Annotated in this window: 15 protein-coding genes; 12 read left to right on the top strand and 3 right to left on the bottom strand. The window is 66.2% G+C overall.

Features of this window, described 5'->3' with window-relative positions:
- Nucleotides 1-63: 63 nt before the first annotated feature.
- Nucleotides 64-876, bottom strand: a complete 813-nt coding sequence (locus tag ACYOEI_RS22415) for a TrmH family RNA methyltransferase (protein WP_462851809.1) — start codon at nt 874-876, stop codon at nt 64-66.
- A 5-nt stretch (nt 877-881) separates the two neighbouring features.
- Entirely contained in the window at nt 882-2,168 is a 1,287-nt protein-coding gene (locus ACYOEI_RS22410) for a glucuronyl esterase domain-containing protein (protein ID WP_462851808.1), read from the bottom strand.
- Between the two features lie 337 nt (nt 2,169-2,505).
- Between ACYOEI_RS22410 and ACYOEI_RS22405 the strand changes: the two genes are divergently transcribed.
- The 6 genes from ACYOEI_RS22405 to ACYOEI_RS22380 all read left to right on the top strand — a co-directional run bounded on the left by ACYOEI_RS22405 (nt 2,506) and on the right by ACYOEI_RS22380 (nt 8,579).
- Entirely contained in the window at nt 2,506-3,690 is a 1,185-nt protein-coding gene (locus tag ACYOEI_RS22405) for an NADH:flavin oxidoreductase/NADH oxidase (protein ID WP_462851807.1), read from the top strand.
- A 345-nt stretch (nt 3,691-4,035) separates the two neighbouring features.
- Complete coding sequence (locus ACYOEI_RS22400; protein ID WP_462851806.1) at nt 4,036-4,686, top strand: TetR/AcrR family transcriptional regulator; 651 nt, start codon at nt 4,036-4,038, stop codon at nt 4,684-4,686.
- 100 nt (nt 4,687-4,786) lie between these two features.
- On the top strand, nt 4,787-6,082 hold the full coding sequence (gene fabF, locus ACYOEI_RS22395; protein WP_462851805.1) for a beta-ketoacyl-ACP synthase II: 1,296 nt from the start codon (nt 4,787-4,789) through the stop codon (nt 6,080-6,082).
- Nucleotides 6,083-6,414: 332 nt separating this feature from the next.
- On the top strand, nt 6,415-6,819 hold the full coding sequence (locus ACYOEI_RS22390) for a GNAT family N-acetyltransferase (protein ID WP_462851804.1): 405 nt from the start codon (nt 6,415-6,417) through the stop codon (nt 6,817-6,819).
- A 91-nt stretch (nt 6,820-6,910) separates the two neighbouring features.
- Nucleotides 6,911-8,056 (top strand): potassium channel family protein, encoded by a 1,146-nt coding sequence (locus ACYOEI_RS22385; RefSeq protein ID WP_462851803.1) that lies wholly within the window; start codon nt 6,911-6,913, stop codon nt 8,054-8,056.
- 40 nt (nt 8,057-8,096) lie between these two features.
- Nucleotides 8,097-8,579, top strand: a complete 483-nt coding sequence (locus ACYOEI_RS22380) for a DinB family protein (protein WP_462851801.1) — start codon at nt 8,097-8,099, stop codon at nt 8,577-8,579.
- 6 nt (nt 8,580-8,585) lie between these two features.
- Here the strand turns inward: ACYOEI_RS22380 and ACYOEI_RS22375 are convergent, their stop codons facing one another.
- Complete coding sequence (locus ACYOEI_RS22375; protein WP_462851800.1) at nt 8,586-9,614, bottom strand: archaemetzincin; 1,029 nt, start codon at nt 9,612-9,614, stop codon at nt 8,586-8,588.
- A 326-nt stretch (nt 9,615-9,940) separates the two neighbouring features.
- On the opposite strand from ACYOEI_RS22375, the gene ACYOEI_RS22370 reads away from it, so the two are divergent.
- The 6 genes from ACYOEI_RS22370 (at nt 9,941) to ACYOEI_RS22345 (ending at nt 16,463) form a co-directional block, all read left to right on the top strand.
- Nucleotides 9,941-10,828, top strand: a complete 888-nt coding sequence (locus tag ACYOEI_RS22370; protein ID WP_462851799.1) for a DUF3800 domain-containing protein — start codon at nt 9,941-9,943, stop codon at nt 10,826-10,828.
- 479 nt (nt 10,829-11,307) lie between these two features.
- Nucleotides 11,308-12,141 carry an MBL fold metallo-hydrolase gene (locus ACYOEI_RS22365; RefSeq protein ID WP_462851798.1) on the top strand — a complete coding sequence of 278 codons (834 nt, stop codon included), beginning with the start codon at nt 11,308-11,310 and terminating at the stop codon, nt 12,139-12,141.
- A 92-nt stretch (nt 12,142-12,233) separates the two neighbouring features.
- A complete protein-coding gene (locus ACYOEI_RS22360; RefSeq protein WP_462851797.1) occupies nt 12,234-13,529 on the top strand; it encodes a pentapeptide repeat-containing protein in 1,296 nt (431 codons plus the stop codon).
- 186 nt (nt 13,530-13,715) lie between these two features.
- A complete protein-coding gene (locus tag ACYOEI_RS22355; RefSeq protein WP_462851796.1) occupies nt 13,716-14,255 on the top strand; it encodes an inorganic diphosphatase in 540 nt (179 codons plus the stop codon).
- 149 nt (nt 14,256-14,404) lie between these two features.
- On the top strand, nt 14,405-15,325 hold the full coding sequence (locus tag ACYOEI_RS22350; protein ID WP_462851795.1) for an SDR family oxidoreductase: 921 nt from the start codon (nt 14,405-14,407) through the stop codon (nt 15,323-15,325).
- A 124-nt stretch (nt 15,326-15,449) separates the two neighbouring features.
- The gene (locus ACYOEI_RS22345; protein ID WP_462851794.1) at nt 15,450-16,463 is read left to right on the top strand and encodes an N-acetylmuramoyl-L-alanine amidase; all 1,014 of its coding nucleotides are present in this window, start codon (nt 15,450-15,452) and stop codon (nt 16,461-16,463) included.
- Nucleotides 16,464-16,525 lie beyond the last annotated feature (62 nt).

Genomic DNA, 16,525 nt, shown 5'->3' with positions numbered 1-16,525 from the left:
AAAACAAAGAGGCCGAAATCGATCCGCAGCCGATTTTGATCCGACGTCGAGTCATCATTATTATTACATCTCGCGACGAGCCGTCACCCCCGTGAAATGGTAGAGCAGGATCCCCGCGGCCACGGCCACGTTCAGCGACTCGGCGCCGGGGCGCATGGGGATGGTGACGCGGCGGTCGCAGAGCTCGACCCATTCCGGCTCGAGGCCGTTCCCCTCGCAGCCGAGGAGGAGGCCGAAGCGGAGGGCGCGGCCCGAGGTGGAGAGAGACTCGGCGTCGGTGTCGACGACGGTCGCCGCGAGTTCGACGCCCCACTCGGCTTGGAGCCGGCGAAGGTCGGCGGCGAGGTGGGCCGACTCGAGGATCGGAACGCGGAGCGCCATGCCCATCGACACGCGGAGGACTCGCCTCGAGAACGGGTCGGGGCAACGCCCGCCGACCAAGAGCGCGTCGACGCCGAAGACGTCGCCCAGGCGGATGATCGCGCCGAGGTTCTCGGGGTTGTCCAGCCTCGGGCAGACGACGAGGGTCAGCCGCTCCCCGGCACTCTGGATGAGGTCGTCCAGGGACGGCCAGGCGAGCCGGACCCCGCAGCCCAGGACCCCCTGGTGGAAGTTGAAGCCGACAATCGCGTCGATCAACCCCTGGGGGACCACGAAGCGCGGGACGTCCTCCGGCAGCCAGGCCGAGACCCGAGGCTCGTGGCGGTCGGTCACCAGGACCGACGACACGGGGAACCGGCTCTCGACCAGGCGCTCGACCAGCTTCTCGCCCTCGACGACGAAGCGGTCGTCGCGCCTGGTCAGGTTCGACGTCTTCAGTTGGCGATAGATCGCGATCCGCGCGTCGCCGAGGTCATCGATCGGGATCCTTGGCATCGGCGTCACTTCGGGGGTGCGGGCTTCCGGAGGTGGATGTCGGCATACTCGAGGAAGACCTTCCAATCCTCACGGAACATCGAGTGCTTCCCGGGCCGGATGTGATATCCGAGCCGGCTGGGGACGAGCGTGTTGATCGCGGGCATCTGGCTCGCCGTCAGGCCCTCGACGCCCAGGAGCCGATAGACCGGGTCGGCCGCCTGGAGGGCCTGGAACTGCCCCTCGGGGTTGGCCCAGGTGTCGTCGACGGCGTTGGTGAAGAGGACGGGCCGGGGGGCGACCAGGGCCACGAGGCAATGCTGGTCGAACGGGAGCCGGTCGGGGTGGTCGTTGAAGTGCTTGAACTCGTCGTCGAACCAGTGGGGGAAGCGGTCGTTGATTTGTTTGACCGACTCGCCGATCGTCCCCCGGCTCGGCGCCGAGCCGCCGCAGCCCGCCTGGTGCGGGATCGCCAGCGCGATCCGGTCGTCGAACGCCGCGGCCACGAGCGCCGCCTTGCCCAGCCGCGAGTGCCCCACGGTCGCGATCCGCGTACCATCGATCTCCGGGGCGGTCACGAGATAATCCACCGCCCGGCTGAGGCCCCAGGCCCAGGCGGCGACCGTCCCCCAGTCGTGCGGACCGGGGGCCGTCTGCCCCGGCTTGAGATAGTGCGGGTGGACACCGTCGCGGAAGCCGGGATGGTCGGGGGCGACATCACCCGCGTAGAAGGTCGCCAGGGCATAGCCCCGGCCGACCACGTCGTCGATCGCCCAGACGTCGACGTGGGCGCCCCGCTCGGCCTCGCTCGCCCGGCCGGATTTCGGCAAGGGGACCCAGGCGGTCGGGAGCGGGACGCTCGGGTCCCTCACCACCGTGTGATTCCCCAGCCCGTTCAGGCCGAGGAAGGTCGGCACCGGCCCGGATTGGCCGTTCGGGAAGACCAGGAGCAGGTGGATCTTCGGGGTGTCCGGCGGCCCGAACGCGATCGCCACCTCGCGCTTGGTCGCCTGGCCGCCGAGGTACCCGCGATCCTCCCGCTCGACCGTCGCGGTGATCGACGCGGGTGCCGGGGGCGCCTGGCCATACATGTAGTGGGCGAACAGCGATCGCAATTCAGGGCGGCGCGAGGCGAACCAGGCCTCTTTCGTCGCCACCCGGCCCCCGCCCTCGAACATGACGAGCGGGTCCGCCAGCCCGGGCTGGGACGGGAGGGCCGAAGCCTCGGGGAAAGCCGCGAACGTCGGCACAACCGTAAAGACGAAGGACCACACGACGACCAGAGCCGCGGACCCGAATTGACGTACACCCATGATTTGATATCCACAGGATTTTGCACGGTATTTCCGAAACCCGGTGTTTTCTTCAACACCGGGTTTCTGCCACAGGCCCGGCCGACACCCCCGGCAACCCTCGCCTTGCCCTCAGAAACCCGGTGTTGAAGAAAACACCGGGTTTCGGGAGGGATGCGGACCGAGGTGCCGCCCATCGTACCGAGATCGTCGGCGTTGGCGAGACCCTACTCGGCTGCGGAACGCCCGGCTCGATCGAGGATGGACGGACGGTGGCGGCTGCGGCGATCCTTGGGGATGATGGGCGCCGGGAGAAACAAGACATCCCGACGCACGTCTTCCGGACAGGACATCGACGATGAGCGACACGACCGCGCGACCGACGCCTCCTCCGCCTCCTCAGGGCCATCCCTCCGGTTGCATCTCCGACGTCGACCACGACCGCAACCTCCCCGAGATCGACCTCCTCAGCCCGTTGACGATCCGGGGAGTGACGCTCCGGAATCGGATCGTGATGTCCCCGATGTGCCAGTATTGCGCCGAGGAGGGGATGGCCGACGACTGGCACCTGGTCCACCTCGGCAGCCGGGCCGTGGGGGGGGTCGGGCTGGTGTTCGTCGAGGCGACGGCGGTCATGCGCGACGGCCGGATCACCCCGGGCGACCTCGGGATCTGGGACGACCGCCATATCGAACCCCTGGCCCGGATCGCCCGGTTCGTCCACCGCGAGGGGGCCGTCGCCGGGATCCAGCTCGCGCACGCGGGGCGCAAGGCGAGCTGCGACCTCCCCTGGAAGGGAGGCGCCCGCCTCAAGACGCCCGCCGAGGGGGGCTGGACCGTCATCGCCCCCAGCGCGATCCCCTTCCACGACGGCGATCCCCCTTCGGAGCCGCTCGACGAGGCGGGCATCGACGGCGTGGTCGACGCCTTCGTCGCCGGCGCCCGAAGCGCCCTGACGGCCGGATTCCGCGTCATCGAGCTCCACGCGGCGCACGGCTACCTCCTCCACGAGTTCCTCTCCCCCCTGAGCAACCAGCGCACCGACCAGTACGGCGGGAGCCTGGAGAACCGCATGCGGCTCGCCTTGCGCGTCGCCAAGGCGCTGCGGGATGTCATCCCCGACGAGCTTCCCCTGTTCGTGCGGATCTCGGCCACCGACTGGGTCGAGGGGGGCTGGGACCTCTCCCAATCGATCGAGCTGGCCAAGGGCCTGTGTGCCCTCGGGGTCGACCTGATCGACGTCTCGAGCGGCGCCCTCGTCCCCAAGGCGACGATCCCGGTGAGCCGCAACTACCAGGTCCCATTCGCGGCCGCCATCCGCAAGGAGGCCGGGATCAAGACCGGGGCCGTCGGCATGATCACCGAAGCCCACCAGGCCGACGAGATCATCACCTCGGGCGACGCCGACCTCGTGTTCCTCGCCCGAGAGTTGCTCCGCACCCCCTACTGGGCCCTGGCCGCCGAGCAAGCCCTCCAACAAGACCCGAGCTGGCCGACCCAGTACGGCTACGCCGTTCGCAGACGGCCCTCCTCGAAGTCGTGAATTCGAGTCATTGAATTTCGGTCGTCATTCCATGCCCGTCGGGCCCTGCAAGGCCATAGAATGACGGTCGTCATTGATTAGACAGAGGTGGGCAACGCCCAACCTACAGGGACGAAACTCTCGTAGGATGGGCATTGCCCACCGAGTTGACACGAACCCGCGCGTTCCCAGATTCTCCCAAACCCTACGCCCAGGCCAAAGGGGCGATTGACCTGGGATGACGACCGCCATATCATAATGCGGAAGGCGGGCACGGCGAGGGAGCAGCCAGACCGAGGTCGGCGTCGCGACCCGGTCCCACCAGGAGGCCACGTCGGGGAGGTCGAAATGGTGGAGGGGGACTGAATGCGCTATCCGCCGGGGCACAAGCAGCAGACTCGGGAGAAGATCCTCGAGGCCGCGGGCCGGGTCTTCCGCCGCGACGGGTTCCACGCGTCGGGCGTGGACGCTGTGATGGAAGAAGCGGGGCTGACGGCCGGGGGATTCTACGCGCACTTCCCATCAAAAGAGGCGCTCTTGGCGGAAGCGCTCGCGCACTCGGCGACGGGTGCCGCCCGGCTCCAACTCGGGGGGCTCGAGGGCCGATCGGGGCGTGACTGGATCTCGGGGTTCCTCGACCGTTATTTGAGCCCCCTGCACCGTCACATGGTCGCCGAAGGGTGCCCGATCCCGGCTCTTGTTTCCGAAGTCTCGAGGGCCGGCGAGGGCCCGAGGAAGACGTTCGAGGACATCTTCCGCAAGATGGAAGCCAACCTCGAGTCGAGGTTGCCCGACGACCCTTCGGAAAGGCCGAGCGACCGGGCCCTGGCGATCATCGCGCTTTGTGTCGGCGGGATGACGCTGGCCAGGGCCATCCCCGACGAGGCGCTCGCGGACCGCATCCTCGCCGCCTGCCGCGACTTCGCCCTCGAGGGCGTGCCCGAAGCGGCGAGTCACCCGCCTTCGGCCCGTAAGCCGCCATCGAGGGCGTCGAGAAGGCCCAAAACGCCTGAATAGTTTCGCACGTATGGGTGATCGACTCACCCGACGACCGAACAATGGGGTCGAGCCATGCACGGCCCGGCCGAGTTGAGCCTTGGGAAGGGAGATTCGCGCGATGCGTCGCAGAGTCGTCGTCACGGGGATGGGGATGATTACGCCGGTCGGCCGAGACCGGGAGTCCACCTGGGCCGCACTCCAGGAGGGCCGGAGCGGCGTCGGCGCGATCACGCTCTTCGACGCGAGCACGTTCCCGACGCGGATCGCCGCCGAGGTCGACGACTTCCGCCTCGAGGACTACCTCGGCGAGGGCGCGACCGAGCGCTGGCGCGACCACTGCCGGACAACTCGGCTCGCCCTCGCGGCGGCCCAGATGGCGATGGAGGACTCCGGGCTCGATCAGGCGGGCGACGGCTTCGACCGGACGCGGTTCGGCGTCTATCTCGGCTCGGGCGAGGGGCAGCAGGACTTCCCCCGCTTCGTCGACCTGGTCCACCGCAGCAGTCGGGCGGGCAAAGTCGACTCGGCGCTCTTCACCGGGCTTGGGAATCGGTCGCTGCACCCGATCCACGAGGCCGAGCAGGAGCCGGGCGCGCCCTCGGGGCACCTCGCCAGCGTGTTCCGGGCCTACGGCCCCAACTCCAACTGCCTGACCGCCTGCTCGGCGAGCGCCCAGGCGATCGGCGAGGCGGCCGAGATCATCCGCCGTGGGGACGCCGACGTCATGCTCTCGGGGGGAACCCACAGCATGATCCACCCGTTCGGGATCACCGGGTTCAACCTCCTGACGGCACTCTCGACCCGCAACGACGAGCCCACCCGCGCCAGCCGGCCCTTCGACCGCGACCGCGACGGGTTCGTCCTCGGCGAAGGGGGCGGGATGCTCATCCTCGAGGAGCTCGAACACGCCAGGCGCCGAGGGGCCAACATCCTCGGCGAGCTCGCCGGACACGGCTCGACGGCCGACGCCTTCCGCCTAACCGACAGCCATGAAGAAGGCCGAGGCGCGATCGCCGCGATGCGCGAGGCCCTCGCCGACGCGAAGATCAACCCCGAGGACGTCGACTACATCAACGCCCACGGTACGAGCACCCAGGCCAACGACTCGGTCGAGACGCTCGCCCTCAAAGGCGTCTTCGGCCCGACGGCCTACAAGCGGCCGATCTCGAGCACCAAGAGCATGACCGGCCACCTCGTCGCCGCCGGTGGTGCCGTCGAAGCGATCGTCTGCCTCCTGGCGATCCGCGACGGCGTCGTCCCCCCGACCATGAACCTCGACCACCCCGCCCCCGACTGCGACCTCGACTACGTCCCCCACGAGGCCCGCGACCGCCGCCTCGACGTCGCCCTCTCCAACAGCTTCGGCTTCGGCGGCCAAAACACCGCCCTCGTCCTCCGCCGCTTCGCCGGCTGATAACGGCGACTTACTCGCCACGGATGAGGGGGGAGAAAAACAGCCATCAGCAGATGACGCAGATCGACACAGATAAAAAATGAAAACTCTCAATATTTTCTCCCATCTGTGTCGATCTGCGTCATCTGTTGATAAATTTCGCGTTTTCCCATCCGTGTTCACTCCGTGGCCAATCAAAAACGCTGCCCTGAACTCGATACCGGTCTCCGTGTCTTCCTCCTCACACACCACCTCGCGCCAAAACCCGGTCGGGGCTTGATCGACGGGCCAAACGGTGTTCGGCTTGGGTTGAGGATTGTGCGAGAGGACTCACGACGACCGGAGCCGCCCGAATGGATGTGACGTATCAGCTCGAGCCGGAACTGAGCCCGGAGGAGTTCGTCGACTTGCTGGAGCGCTCGACCCTGGCCGAGCGCCGGCCGGTCGACGATCCGGAGACGATCAGGGCGATGCTCGAGAACGCCGACCTGATCGTGACCGCTCGGGCCGGCGCGACCCTGGTGGGGATCTCGAGGGCGGTCACCGACTTCAGCTTCTGCACCTATCTCTCGGACCTCGCCGTCGACGAGTCGTATCAGCGCCAGGGGATCGGCAAGGAACTGATCCGCCGGACACACGAGGCGGCCGGCCACAAGACGACGCTCGTCCTGCTGGCCGCACCCAAGGCCCGCGAGTATTACCCCAGGATCGGGATGACCTACCACGACTCCTGCTGGGTCATTCCCAGGCAGTCCTGACGGGCGCATCGCCGCAAAGCCGTCGCGTTGGTATCCTGTCCCGGCCTTCGAGCCCGACACCCCGTCCGGCTCGAAGACCGAGGAGGATCCGATGTCGACCCTGATCGCCCTGGCGAGCGTGGCCCTGATCGCCCTCGTGCTCCAGGATGGCTTCGAGGCGATCCTGCTGCCCAGGCGCGTCTCCCGAAACTTCAAGTTCGCCCGGAGCTTCTACCGCAACGGTTGGAAGCCCTGGTCGGCCCTGGCCTGCCGGTTGGAGTCGGCGAAGCGTCGGGAATACTGCCTGAGCCTCTTCGGCCCGCTCTCGATGCTCATCCTGTTCAGCCTCTGGGCGACCGGGCTCGTGGTCGGCTTCGGGCTCCTCCACTGGGCCCTCGATTCGCCCGTCAACACGAGCGGTGACCGCGCCGGGCTGTTCGACTACCTGTACTTCAGCGGCGTCACGTTCTTCACGCTCGGCTACGGCGACGTCACGCCGATCGGGTTCCTGGAGCGGCTGCTCGCCGTGCTCGAGACCGGTGTCGGCTTCGGCTTCCTCGCCGTGGCGGTCAGCTATCTGCCCGTCCTCTACCAATCGTTCTCCCAGCGCGAGCACACGATCTCGCTCCTCGACGCCCGTGCGGGCTCGCCCCCGACCGCCGCCCAGCTCCTGATTCGAGCCGCCAGGGCCGGCGACATCGAGGCGCTCGGAGGATTCCTCGAAGAGTGGGAGCGTTGGGCGGCCGTCGTCCTCGAGAGTCAGCTCTCGTTCCCCGTTCTGAATTTCTACCGGTCGCAGCACGACAATCAGTCGTGGCTCGCCTCGCTGACCGCGGTCCTCGACACCTGCGCGATCGTGCTCTCGAACCTGAAGGGGGTCGAGACATACCAGGCCCAGTTGACCTTCGCGATGGCGAGGCACACCGTGGTGGACCTCTGCCAGGTCCTCCAGGCTCGGCCGATCACCCCGGACTCGGACCGACTCCCGGCAGAAACACTCCGGGCGCTCCGCGACGCCTTGAGCGAGGCGGGGCTCCACGTCCACGACGGCGAAGGGGCCGACGCCAAGCTCGCCGAGCTCCGCGGGGCTTATGAGCCTTTCGTCAACGCCCTCTCCACCTATCTCCTCCTCCCCCTACCCCCGTTTGTGCCCGAACCGGGGAAGGTCGACAACTGGCAGACCAGCGCCTGGATGAGGAGGACGAGCGGCATCGGCTCCCTTGCCCACGTCGACCCCGGCGACGATCATGAGGACTGACCCCGACGGGGCCTCCACCAATCGACCCGAGAGTGATGACATGTCGATCGAACAATCGCTCCGAGAGCACCTCCGCGACCTGCTCGTCGGGAGCCAGGCCCACGTCGACTTCGAGACGGCCATCGCCGACATCCCCGTCGACCACCGAGGGTCGAAGCCCAAGGGGATGCCGCACACCCCCTGGCGACTGGTCGAGCACATGCGGATCGCGCAGTGGGACATCCTCGAGTTCAGCCGGAACCCCAGCCACGTCTCCCCCGAGTTCCCCATCGGCTACTGGCCCTCGGGCAACGTCCCTCCCAACGCGGCCGCCTGGGACCACAGCGTCGACGCCTTCCGCAAGGACTTGAAGGCGATGGTCGCCCTCGTGACCGACCCCGAGACCGACCTCTTCGCCCGGATCGAGCACGGACAGGGGCAGACCATCCTCCGCGAGGCGCTCCTGGTCGCCGACCACAACGCCTACCACATCGGCCAGCTCGTGACCGTCCGCCGCCTCCTCGGAGACTGGAAGGACGACTAATCCAAGTCAACGCGCCCCGGGCTCGTGGAGAGCGGTGGCCGACGGCGTCTCTCCGGCCGGCTTCCGCCCTCGGAGTGCGGCCAGGGAGTCCTCCCAGATCTTCGCCTCCAGGTCGAGCCCGTGTGTCATAGCGAAGCCGATGAGCCGCGCGTATCGTTCCTCGGGGTCGAGCCGACACCCCCACCACACTTTCATCTCGCACTCGGGGCAGAACCCGAGCGGCCGGGAGTCGGCCTCTTCGCGGCTCCCGCAGCCGTTCATCCCGCACTCATACGCGGTGCAGTGGGCGATGCCCAGGGTATGCCCTGTCTCGTGGAGCGCGGTCTTCAAGGTCCTGCGCAAGAAGGTCGTAGGCTCGGCCTCGGGATCGCCGTGTCGATAGAGCGAACAGATGCCGACGCGAGTGAGCACCGACGCCTGCCCGAACACCCAGCCCCGCCCCTCCCCTGGCGTAAGGTCGACCGTCGTCACGGCGAGCACCGACACCGCATTCTCCGGGCGTTTCCCCTGCAGCCGGTCGAGGGCATACCCCGTCGCTAGTCGCTCGTCCCCCCGGTCGGGATGCGTCGGCCGAGCAAAGGCCGGGACCGTCTCCAGGCTCCAGGGCCCGAGCCTCTCGACCGGCAGGCCGTAAAACAGCCCGAGCATCTCCCGAGTCCTGTCGACCATCCCGGACCTCGTCCCATCGAACTCGCCCCACGGCCGGACATAGAGCATCGTCAGCCGCCGCCCGGGCAAGTTCGGCTGCCCCGCCCGATACTCGTCGAACGACTGCCCCGCTTCCTGATGTCGGGATAGCCAGTCTCCGGCCGTCGGTGGCGTCTTCGCCCGATGCAGCGGCCCGATCCGATCTCCGGCCTCTCGAATCACTCGCAGCCGCACCGGATCCGACAGCTCGGGCAACCGAGGTTCCACCGGCCCATACAGGTCCGGCTCCTCCTCGGGCAACGCCCGATAGATCGCCCCCCTCCCGACCATCGCCAACCCCAGGACCAACCCCGCGAAGACGACCCGGCGGATCCCTAGGGCTTGCATGGTTTCTCCTCCCCTTTCGACCCGTGATTCCGTCATCTTTCACGATGATAGCCCAACGTCTTACACTTGTCACTTCCGGCTGTCTGATATCCTCTCGCTGTATTGGCCACTCGCTCCAGCCGAGCCAGGCACGACCCATGTGCGCGTCTGACCCGGATGACGAACCGTTGACTTCAACTAAATCGGGGGCGAAGACGCCGTTGGAACGACGCCAACGGCGCATCATCCAATTGACTAGCAACGTATTATTTTGATTTTAAGATTCTTAAATTTATATTAATTATAAACCCATCTGGATCCTTCTACAAAGTTCAGAGGGAGCAACGATGAGTTGGCTACTGTTCCTGGACGAGAGCGGCCACGACCATAAGACGATGCCGTACGAAGTGCGTGGGGGCGTGGCGCTCCACGCGAGGGAACTTTGGCCGTTCGTGAGGGCCGTACAACAGATGGAATTAGATGCGTTCGGAGGCGAGTTAGCGCAGTATCGGAAGGAGTTGAAGGGGGCGAAGCTGCTGGACAAGGATCGCTTCAAGTGGGCGGTTCAAGGTCCGACGATGACCGGGGAGGAGAGGCGCAAGCATTGTCGGGCATTCTTGACCAAGGGACTGGAGAAGAAGCCCCCCTCACGCGACGAGTTCACAGCCTACGGTCAAGGCTGCCTGGAGATCGCTCGTGGCCTCTTCCAGGCCCTCGCCGATCGCCGAGCCGTCCTCTTCGCCGTCGCCATCCCCCGGACAACGACCAAGCCGGACACGTACCAAGCCGACGAGTACCTACGCAAGGATCAGGTGTTCCTCCTGGAGCGATTCTTCTACTTCTTGGAGGGCGAGAAGCAGCACGGACTCCTCGTCATGGATGAGGTTGAGAAGACCGCGGATCGTCGCTGCGTCAGGCAGCTCCATAGATACTTCGCCCACACGGCGACCGGCCGCTACCGGACACAATGGATTGTCCCCTCCCCCTTCTTCGTCGCCTCCGACATGGCCTCCCCGGTCCAAGCGGCCGACTTGTGCATCTATTGCATCAACTGGGGGTTTCGTGTCCCGACTCTGGGGATGGACGCGGTCGTTCGGCCCGAGATCGAGGCGGAATTCCGCCCCTGGCTCGATCGCCTGCAATTCCGGGGGGAAGGCTATCGAGAGGGTAGGGTCTTCAAGAGTTTCGGCATCGCCTTTGTGCCCGACCCGTACAACACCGGCGGAGGAGCCTAGCGCAAAAAAAGGAGACAAGGGACAGGAGGCCACCCGAAAGCAGCCCCCAGCCGGAGTCTCCACCTGAAATTATCGTCCTTGGAACCGGTCCAAGTCAACACAAACGGATGACAGCCTCGATTCCTGCATCCGATGCGCTCCTCCTCGGACGTGCCAAATCGTCATTGCCATGATACAGTCGGGCGACGAATATCGCTGGGCAAAGCTCGAGGGGCGAACCGTCGCGCATAACGGGGATCGTCCCAAACTGAGCCCGCGGCGACTTGACAGTGTTCAGTAGTGATCGATTGACTCACGTCGGCGCAAACGTCGAGTTACTCTGGGGATAGCTATCCTGGACCGCTTCATGCTTTGTCCCGCAAAGTGTCAAGTTCGTACACTATGCCCTTCGCCCTACTTTGGGACGGTCCCCGCATAACGCGGGGCCGAAGACGGAACTACCCAAGGCTGAAGCTCATGTTGCGGAGAGTTCAACCCCGATGCCAGGAATCCGCGACTTCTCCGAGATCCGGCTGACGAACGGCTCGACCGGCGACCCGGGGCTGTACATCGACTATCCGGGCAAGGATAACGCGATCCTCTTCGACGCGGGGGAGAACCCGGGGCTCGACCCGAAGCGGCTCGGCGACCTCGAGGCGGTCTTCATCACGCATCATCATGTCGACCACTTCATCGGGTTCGACCGGATCGTCCGCGCGAACCTCGACCGGGACAAGGCGCTCCACGTCTACGGGCCGGAAGGGACGATCCGCAAGGTCTACGACCGGATCAAGAGCTACGAGTACCCGTTCTTCCCGTTCCAGAAGATCGTCCTGGACGTCCACGAGGTCCTCGAAGGCCGGATCCGATCGGCCGCGCTGGAGTGCTCCAAGCAGTTCCCCGAGCCGGAGCTGACGGAAACCCCGCTCGACGGGCCGGTGATCCACCAGGCCAAAGGGTGGCGGGTCGAGGCGGCGCACGTCGACCACACGGTCCCCTGCCTCGCGTTCGCGCTGGTGGAGTCGGCCGGCCCCGACGAGCGGCGGATCGCCTACGTGACCGACACCGCCTGGAGCGACATATGCCGGCCCCATCTCGTGCGGCTCGCCCGCAAGGCCCGGAGGCTCTACTGCGACTCGTTCTATAGCGAGGCCCAGGCGACGCTCGCCGAAAAATACCGTCATATGACCGCGACATCCGCCGGGGAGCTCGCCCAACTTGCCGAGGTCGAGGAGCTGGTCTTGATCCACTTCGCAACCCGCTACGAAGGCCGATACCAATCGCTGGTCGACGAGGCCAGGGCCGTCTTCCCGAACGCTTCCGCGGAGTTTTAGCCCCTCGCGACAAGATCGGCGCCGCGGCGACGAATCGCTCCTGAATTCACATGCATCGAGACTTTCGGGCCACTGCCATGGATATGTCGGAAATGGAGCCGTTGGAGACCGAGGTCGAGTCGAGCGACGAAGGTGGTGCGCCGGAGCCCGCCGGGACGTCGTCGAAACCCACGATGCCCCCCGCCGAGGCGATCGAGAAGATCCGCCGGGGCGAGCTCATCCAGAACGTCCGGATCGTCGGCCTCAAGCTCAAGGGGGCCTTCGATCAACCCGTACGCATGAAGGGGGTCACGCTCGTCGAGCTCGTCATCGAGAAGGCGACCTTCGCCCAGGAAGTCTCGTTCGAGTTCTGCACCCTCGACCGCCCGAAGGCGAGCCGCAAGAGCGAGTTCGCCAAGGGGTTGGACCTGGGGGGCTCGACCCTCATCCGGGCGATCTTCCGAGGCATGGTGGTCCGCGGCCCGCTGCGGTGCGACAACACCCGGTACCGCGGGAAGTTCCACGTCGAAGCCTCGCGGTTCGAAGGCCGAGCCCGGTTCTGGGAGGCCCACTTCCTCGGATGGGTCGAGTTCAAGGAGTGCGAATTCGCCGAGGAGGCCGACTTCCGGAGCATCCACGTCGACCAGGGGTTCATCCTGACGAAGTCCCGGTTCCAGGGGAACGTCCTCTTCCGCGGGGCAACCGTCCAGAAGAAGTGGCAGGCGGACCACACGCGCTTCGAGGGGCTCCTCGACCTCTCGAAGGCCAAGCTGCACGACTTCGTCTACCTCGAGCTCATCGAGCAAGGTGAGAAACAACGGTTCGCGTTCACGAACGCGCTGGCCGAGCAAGTGTTGATCCGGACCGAGCAGCTCGCCGGGCGGATCGCGAGCGAGGAGGCCGGCGACTGCCACCAGGCGACGCATGAGTACGCCTTCCTCAAGCGGGTCTTCCAGGGTCTGCACCACTACGACCGCGAAGACTGGGCCTTCTACCGCTTCAAGGTCAACCAGCGACGGGCCAAGGTCCGCTCGTGGCGCCAACCCTGGACGAAGCTCGCGCAGTACGCCGACTGGCTCTTCCTCGACCACGGATGCGGCTACGGCACCAACCCTCTGCGGGCGGTCTGCGCGGCCCTGATCATCATGCTCGGTTTCGCGGCGATCTATGCCTTGGGGATCCACTCGCTCTACGTCGAGAATCCTCCGTTTCCGGGCAAGGAAGACGATCTCGCGAACCGGCTGATGATCGCCGCTCTGACGAGCGTCTCGACCTTCACCTCGGGCTTCGGCGACATCCGAGGGGCGGCCAAGGGGTGGATGAACCTCGCGCTGATCGCCGAGTCGCTCCTGGGGACCCTGCTCTGGGGCCTGTTCATCGTCGCCTTCAGCCGCAAGGTCATCCGCTGACCACCCCTCGGCGCTCGGGCGATTGTTCATTCAACGCCGTCCCCGCAAACAGCGAAGCCGGGGCGGGTTGGAGGAGACACGCCCGGTGGCCCGGGTCGGTGGGGTATGGTACAATTCGGTCCTTGATCGGTTGGTTGTCCAACGACCGGCGCCGGCCTTGAACTCGAATACGATGAGGAAACCAAGTTGCATCCCTGGCATGACGTGACACCGGGCGAGCACCTGCCCCAAGAGTTCAACGCCCTCGTCGAGATCCCGATGGGGTCCAGCGTCAAGTACGAGCTCGACAAGCGGACCGGCCTCCTCCGACTCGACCGAGTGCTCTACTCGGCCGTCTACTACCCGGCCAACTACGGGTTCATCCCCCAGACCTACGCCGAGGACGACGACCCGCTCGACGTCCTGGTCCTCTGCCAGGAGGCGGTCGCGCCGATGACCCTGGTCACCGCCCGCGCGATCGGGCTGATGACGATGGTCGACAGCGGCAAGCGCGACCACAAGATCCTGGCCGTCGCCGTCGGCGACCCCGAATTCAACAGCTTCCGCGAGGCGGCCGAGCTCCCCTCGCACCGACTGGCCATGCTCCGCCGGTTCTTCCAGGACTACAAATACCTCGAAGGCAAGACCGTCGAGGTCGACGAGTTCCAGCCGGCCGAGCTCGCCCTCCCCATCATCGAAGACTCCCTCCAACGCTACAGCCAGGCCCGCCGCAAGGGCTTCCATTGAGCCTCGCAAAAGCCATGACCGATTAACCACAAAGGCACAAAGACACAAAGAAGAGAGTTTTTGAATTCAGCTTTCAAAACTTTCTTCAATTAACCTTTGTGCCTTTGTGGTGGATCTCCCTCCCCTCCCATGTCCGTTTGAGGATGATCATGAGCGACGGAGCGTCGATGCGGGCGGTGGTGATCGGCGGGTCGGGACAGATCGGCGGGTGGCTGCTGAGGACGCTCGAGGAGCGCGGGCATTCGACGGTGGGGACATATGCCACGACCGCCTTCCCCGGGTTGGAGCCCCTCGACGCCGCCGACCTCGCGGGCGCGGCGGATTGGCTCCGCAAGCAGCGGGCGGACGTGGTCTTTTACCCGGCCGGGTTTACCTGGGTCGACGGCTGCGAACGGGATCCGGCGAAGGCCCGCGCGGCGAACCTCGAGCAACCGATGAACCTGGCCCGCGCGGCCCTCGAGACCGGGGCCCGGTTCGTCTACTTCTCGACCGACTACGTCTTCGACGGCCACGCAGGCCCCTACGACGAAGAGTCGCCGACCAACCCCCTCTCGGCCTACGGCCAGGCCAAACGCGAGGCGGAGGTCGCCCTGATCGAGGAGCTCGGCCCGGCGGCCCTGGTCGCCCGGACCTCCTGGGTCTTCGGACCCGAGCGGCAAGGCAAGAACTTCTCGTATCAGTTGGCCAAGGCCCTCGGCGAGGGGAAGCCGCTGACGTGCCCGTCGGACCAGGTCTCGAGCCCGAGCTACGGCCCGGACGTCGCCCTCGCGACCGTACGTCTCGCCGAGGACCGCCGCTCGGGGCTCGTCCACGTCGCCGGCCCCGAGGTCGTCGACCGCGTCCAATTCGCCCGGTCGCTGGCCGAAGCCTTCGGGCTCGACACATCGTTGATCGTCGGGAGGACGACCGCCGAGCTCGGCCAGGGGGCTCCCAGACCCTTGAACGGCGGGCTGCTCATCCCTCGGCTCGACTCCTGGCTCCCCGGGCTGATGCGCCCGCTATCCGCCACGCTGGCCGACTTTCGCGAGCGGCTCGCCGAGCCTGGTGGCTGGATTCGCCCACTCCGGTAAGCTTAAGATTTATTGAGAGTCTTCGGCACGCCGCCTCGCGCCGGCCTGCCGCCCCCCGATCTCCGGCAAGATCGACTCGCAGGTGTTCATACCCGCGTAGATCCCAGCGAAGGGCCCTGCCCCCATGACACGTCCGACCCGCATCTCGACCCACCTGGGCCGCCAGGGCATTGGCGTCAGCCTCGGCCTCGTCCTCCTGCTCACCGGCGCAGTCGCCCTGGCCGACCCGAAGGTCGGTGAGGCGATCCCCCGGCGGGGCGACGAGATCGTCGTCTGCGGCCAACTCTTCCACACCACCACACCCGTCGTCCTGTGGATGGATCCGAACGGATACGACGCCTATCGCGTCGACCGCCGATTCGGCCCGATCGAAAAGGCCGCGTGGAAGAAGGACGAAGGGGACCGCTCGCCCAACCGCTACAGCCAACGCAAGGTCACGCTCACCCCGGACCAGCGCGAGCAGGTTCGCGGCGGCGGCTGGGACCTTCCCCTGCTCCGCGACGTCGTCGACAAGTTCGTCATCCACTTCGACGCCGCGGGGACGAGCCAGACCTGCTACAAGATCCTCCACGACAATCGAGGCCTGAGCGTCCACTTCATGCTCGACCTCGACGGCACCATCTACCAGACCCTCGACCTCAAGGAAGGGGCCTGGCACGCGACCAAGGCCAACGCCCATTCCATCGGCATCGAGATCGCCAATGTCGGTGCCTACCCCGTCGACGGCAAGAACCCGTTCGCGGAGTGGTACAAGCGCGAAGGCGACGGCAAGACCACTCTGTTCCTCCCCGAGAAGCAGGCCGAAAGCAAAGGCACAACCCTCCACCCCAGCCGCCCAGAGCCGATCACGGGGAACATCCAAGGCCAGGATCTCAAGCAGTACGACCTGACCCCCCAGCAATACGACGCCCTGATCAAGCTCACGGCGACCCTCTGCACGGTCTTCCCCAAGATGAAGTGCGACTACCCGAAGGACACCTCCGGGGCTTTGATCACTCGCAAACTCCCCGACGCCGACTTCGACTCGTACCAGGGGCTCCTCGGCCACTACCACGTGCAGACCAACAAGGTCGACCCCGGTCCGGCCTTCCAGTGGGACAAGGTCGTCGACGGCGCCCGGGCGCTCCTGGCGAAGTGAAGTGAGGTGAGTGACTGTCTCGAAACCCGGTGTTTTCTTCAACACCGGGTTTCTGACCCGCT

This window comes from Singulisphaera rosea, from assembly GCF_054877945.1.
This window is presented reverse-complemented; position numbering and strand designations above follow the sequence as displayed.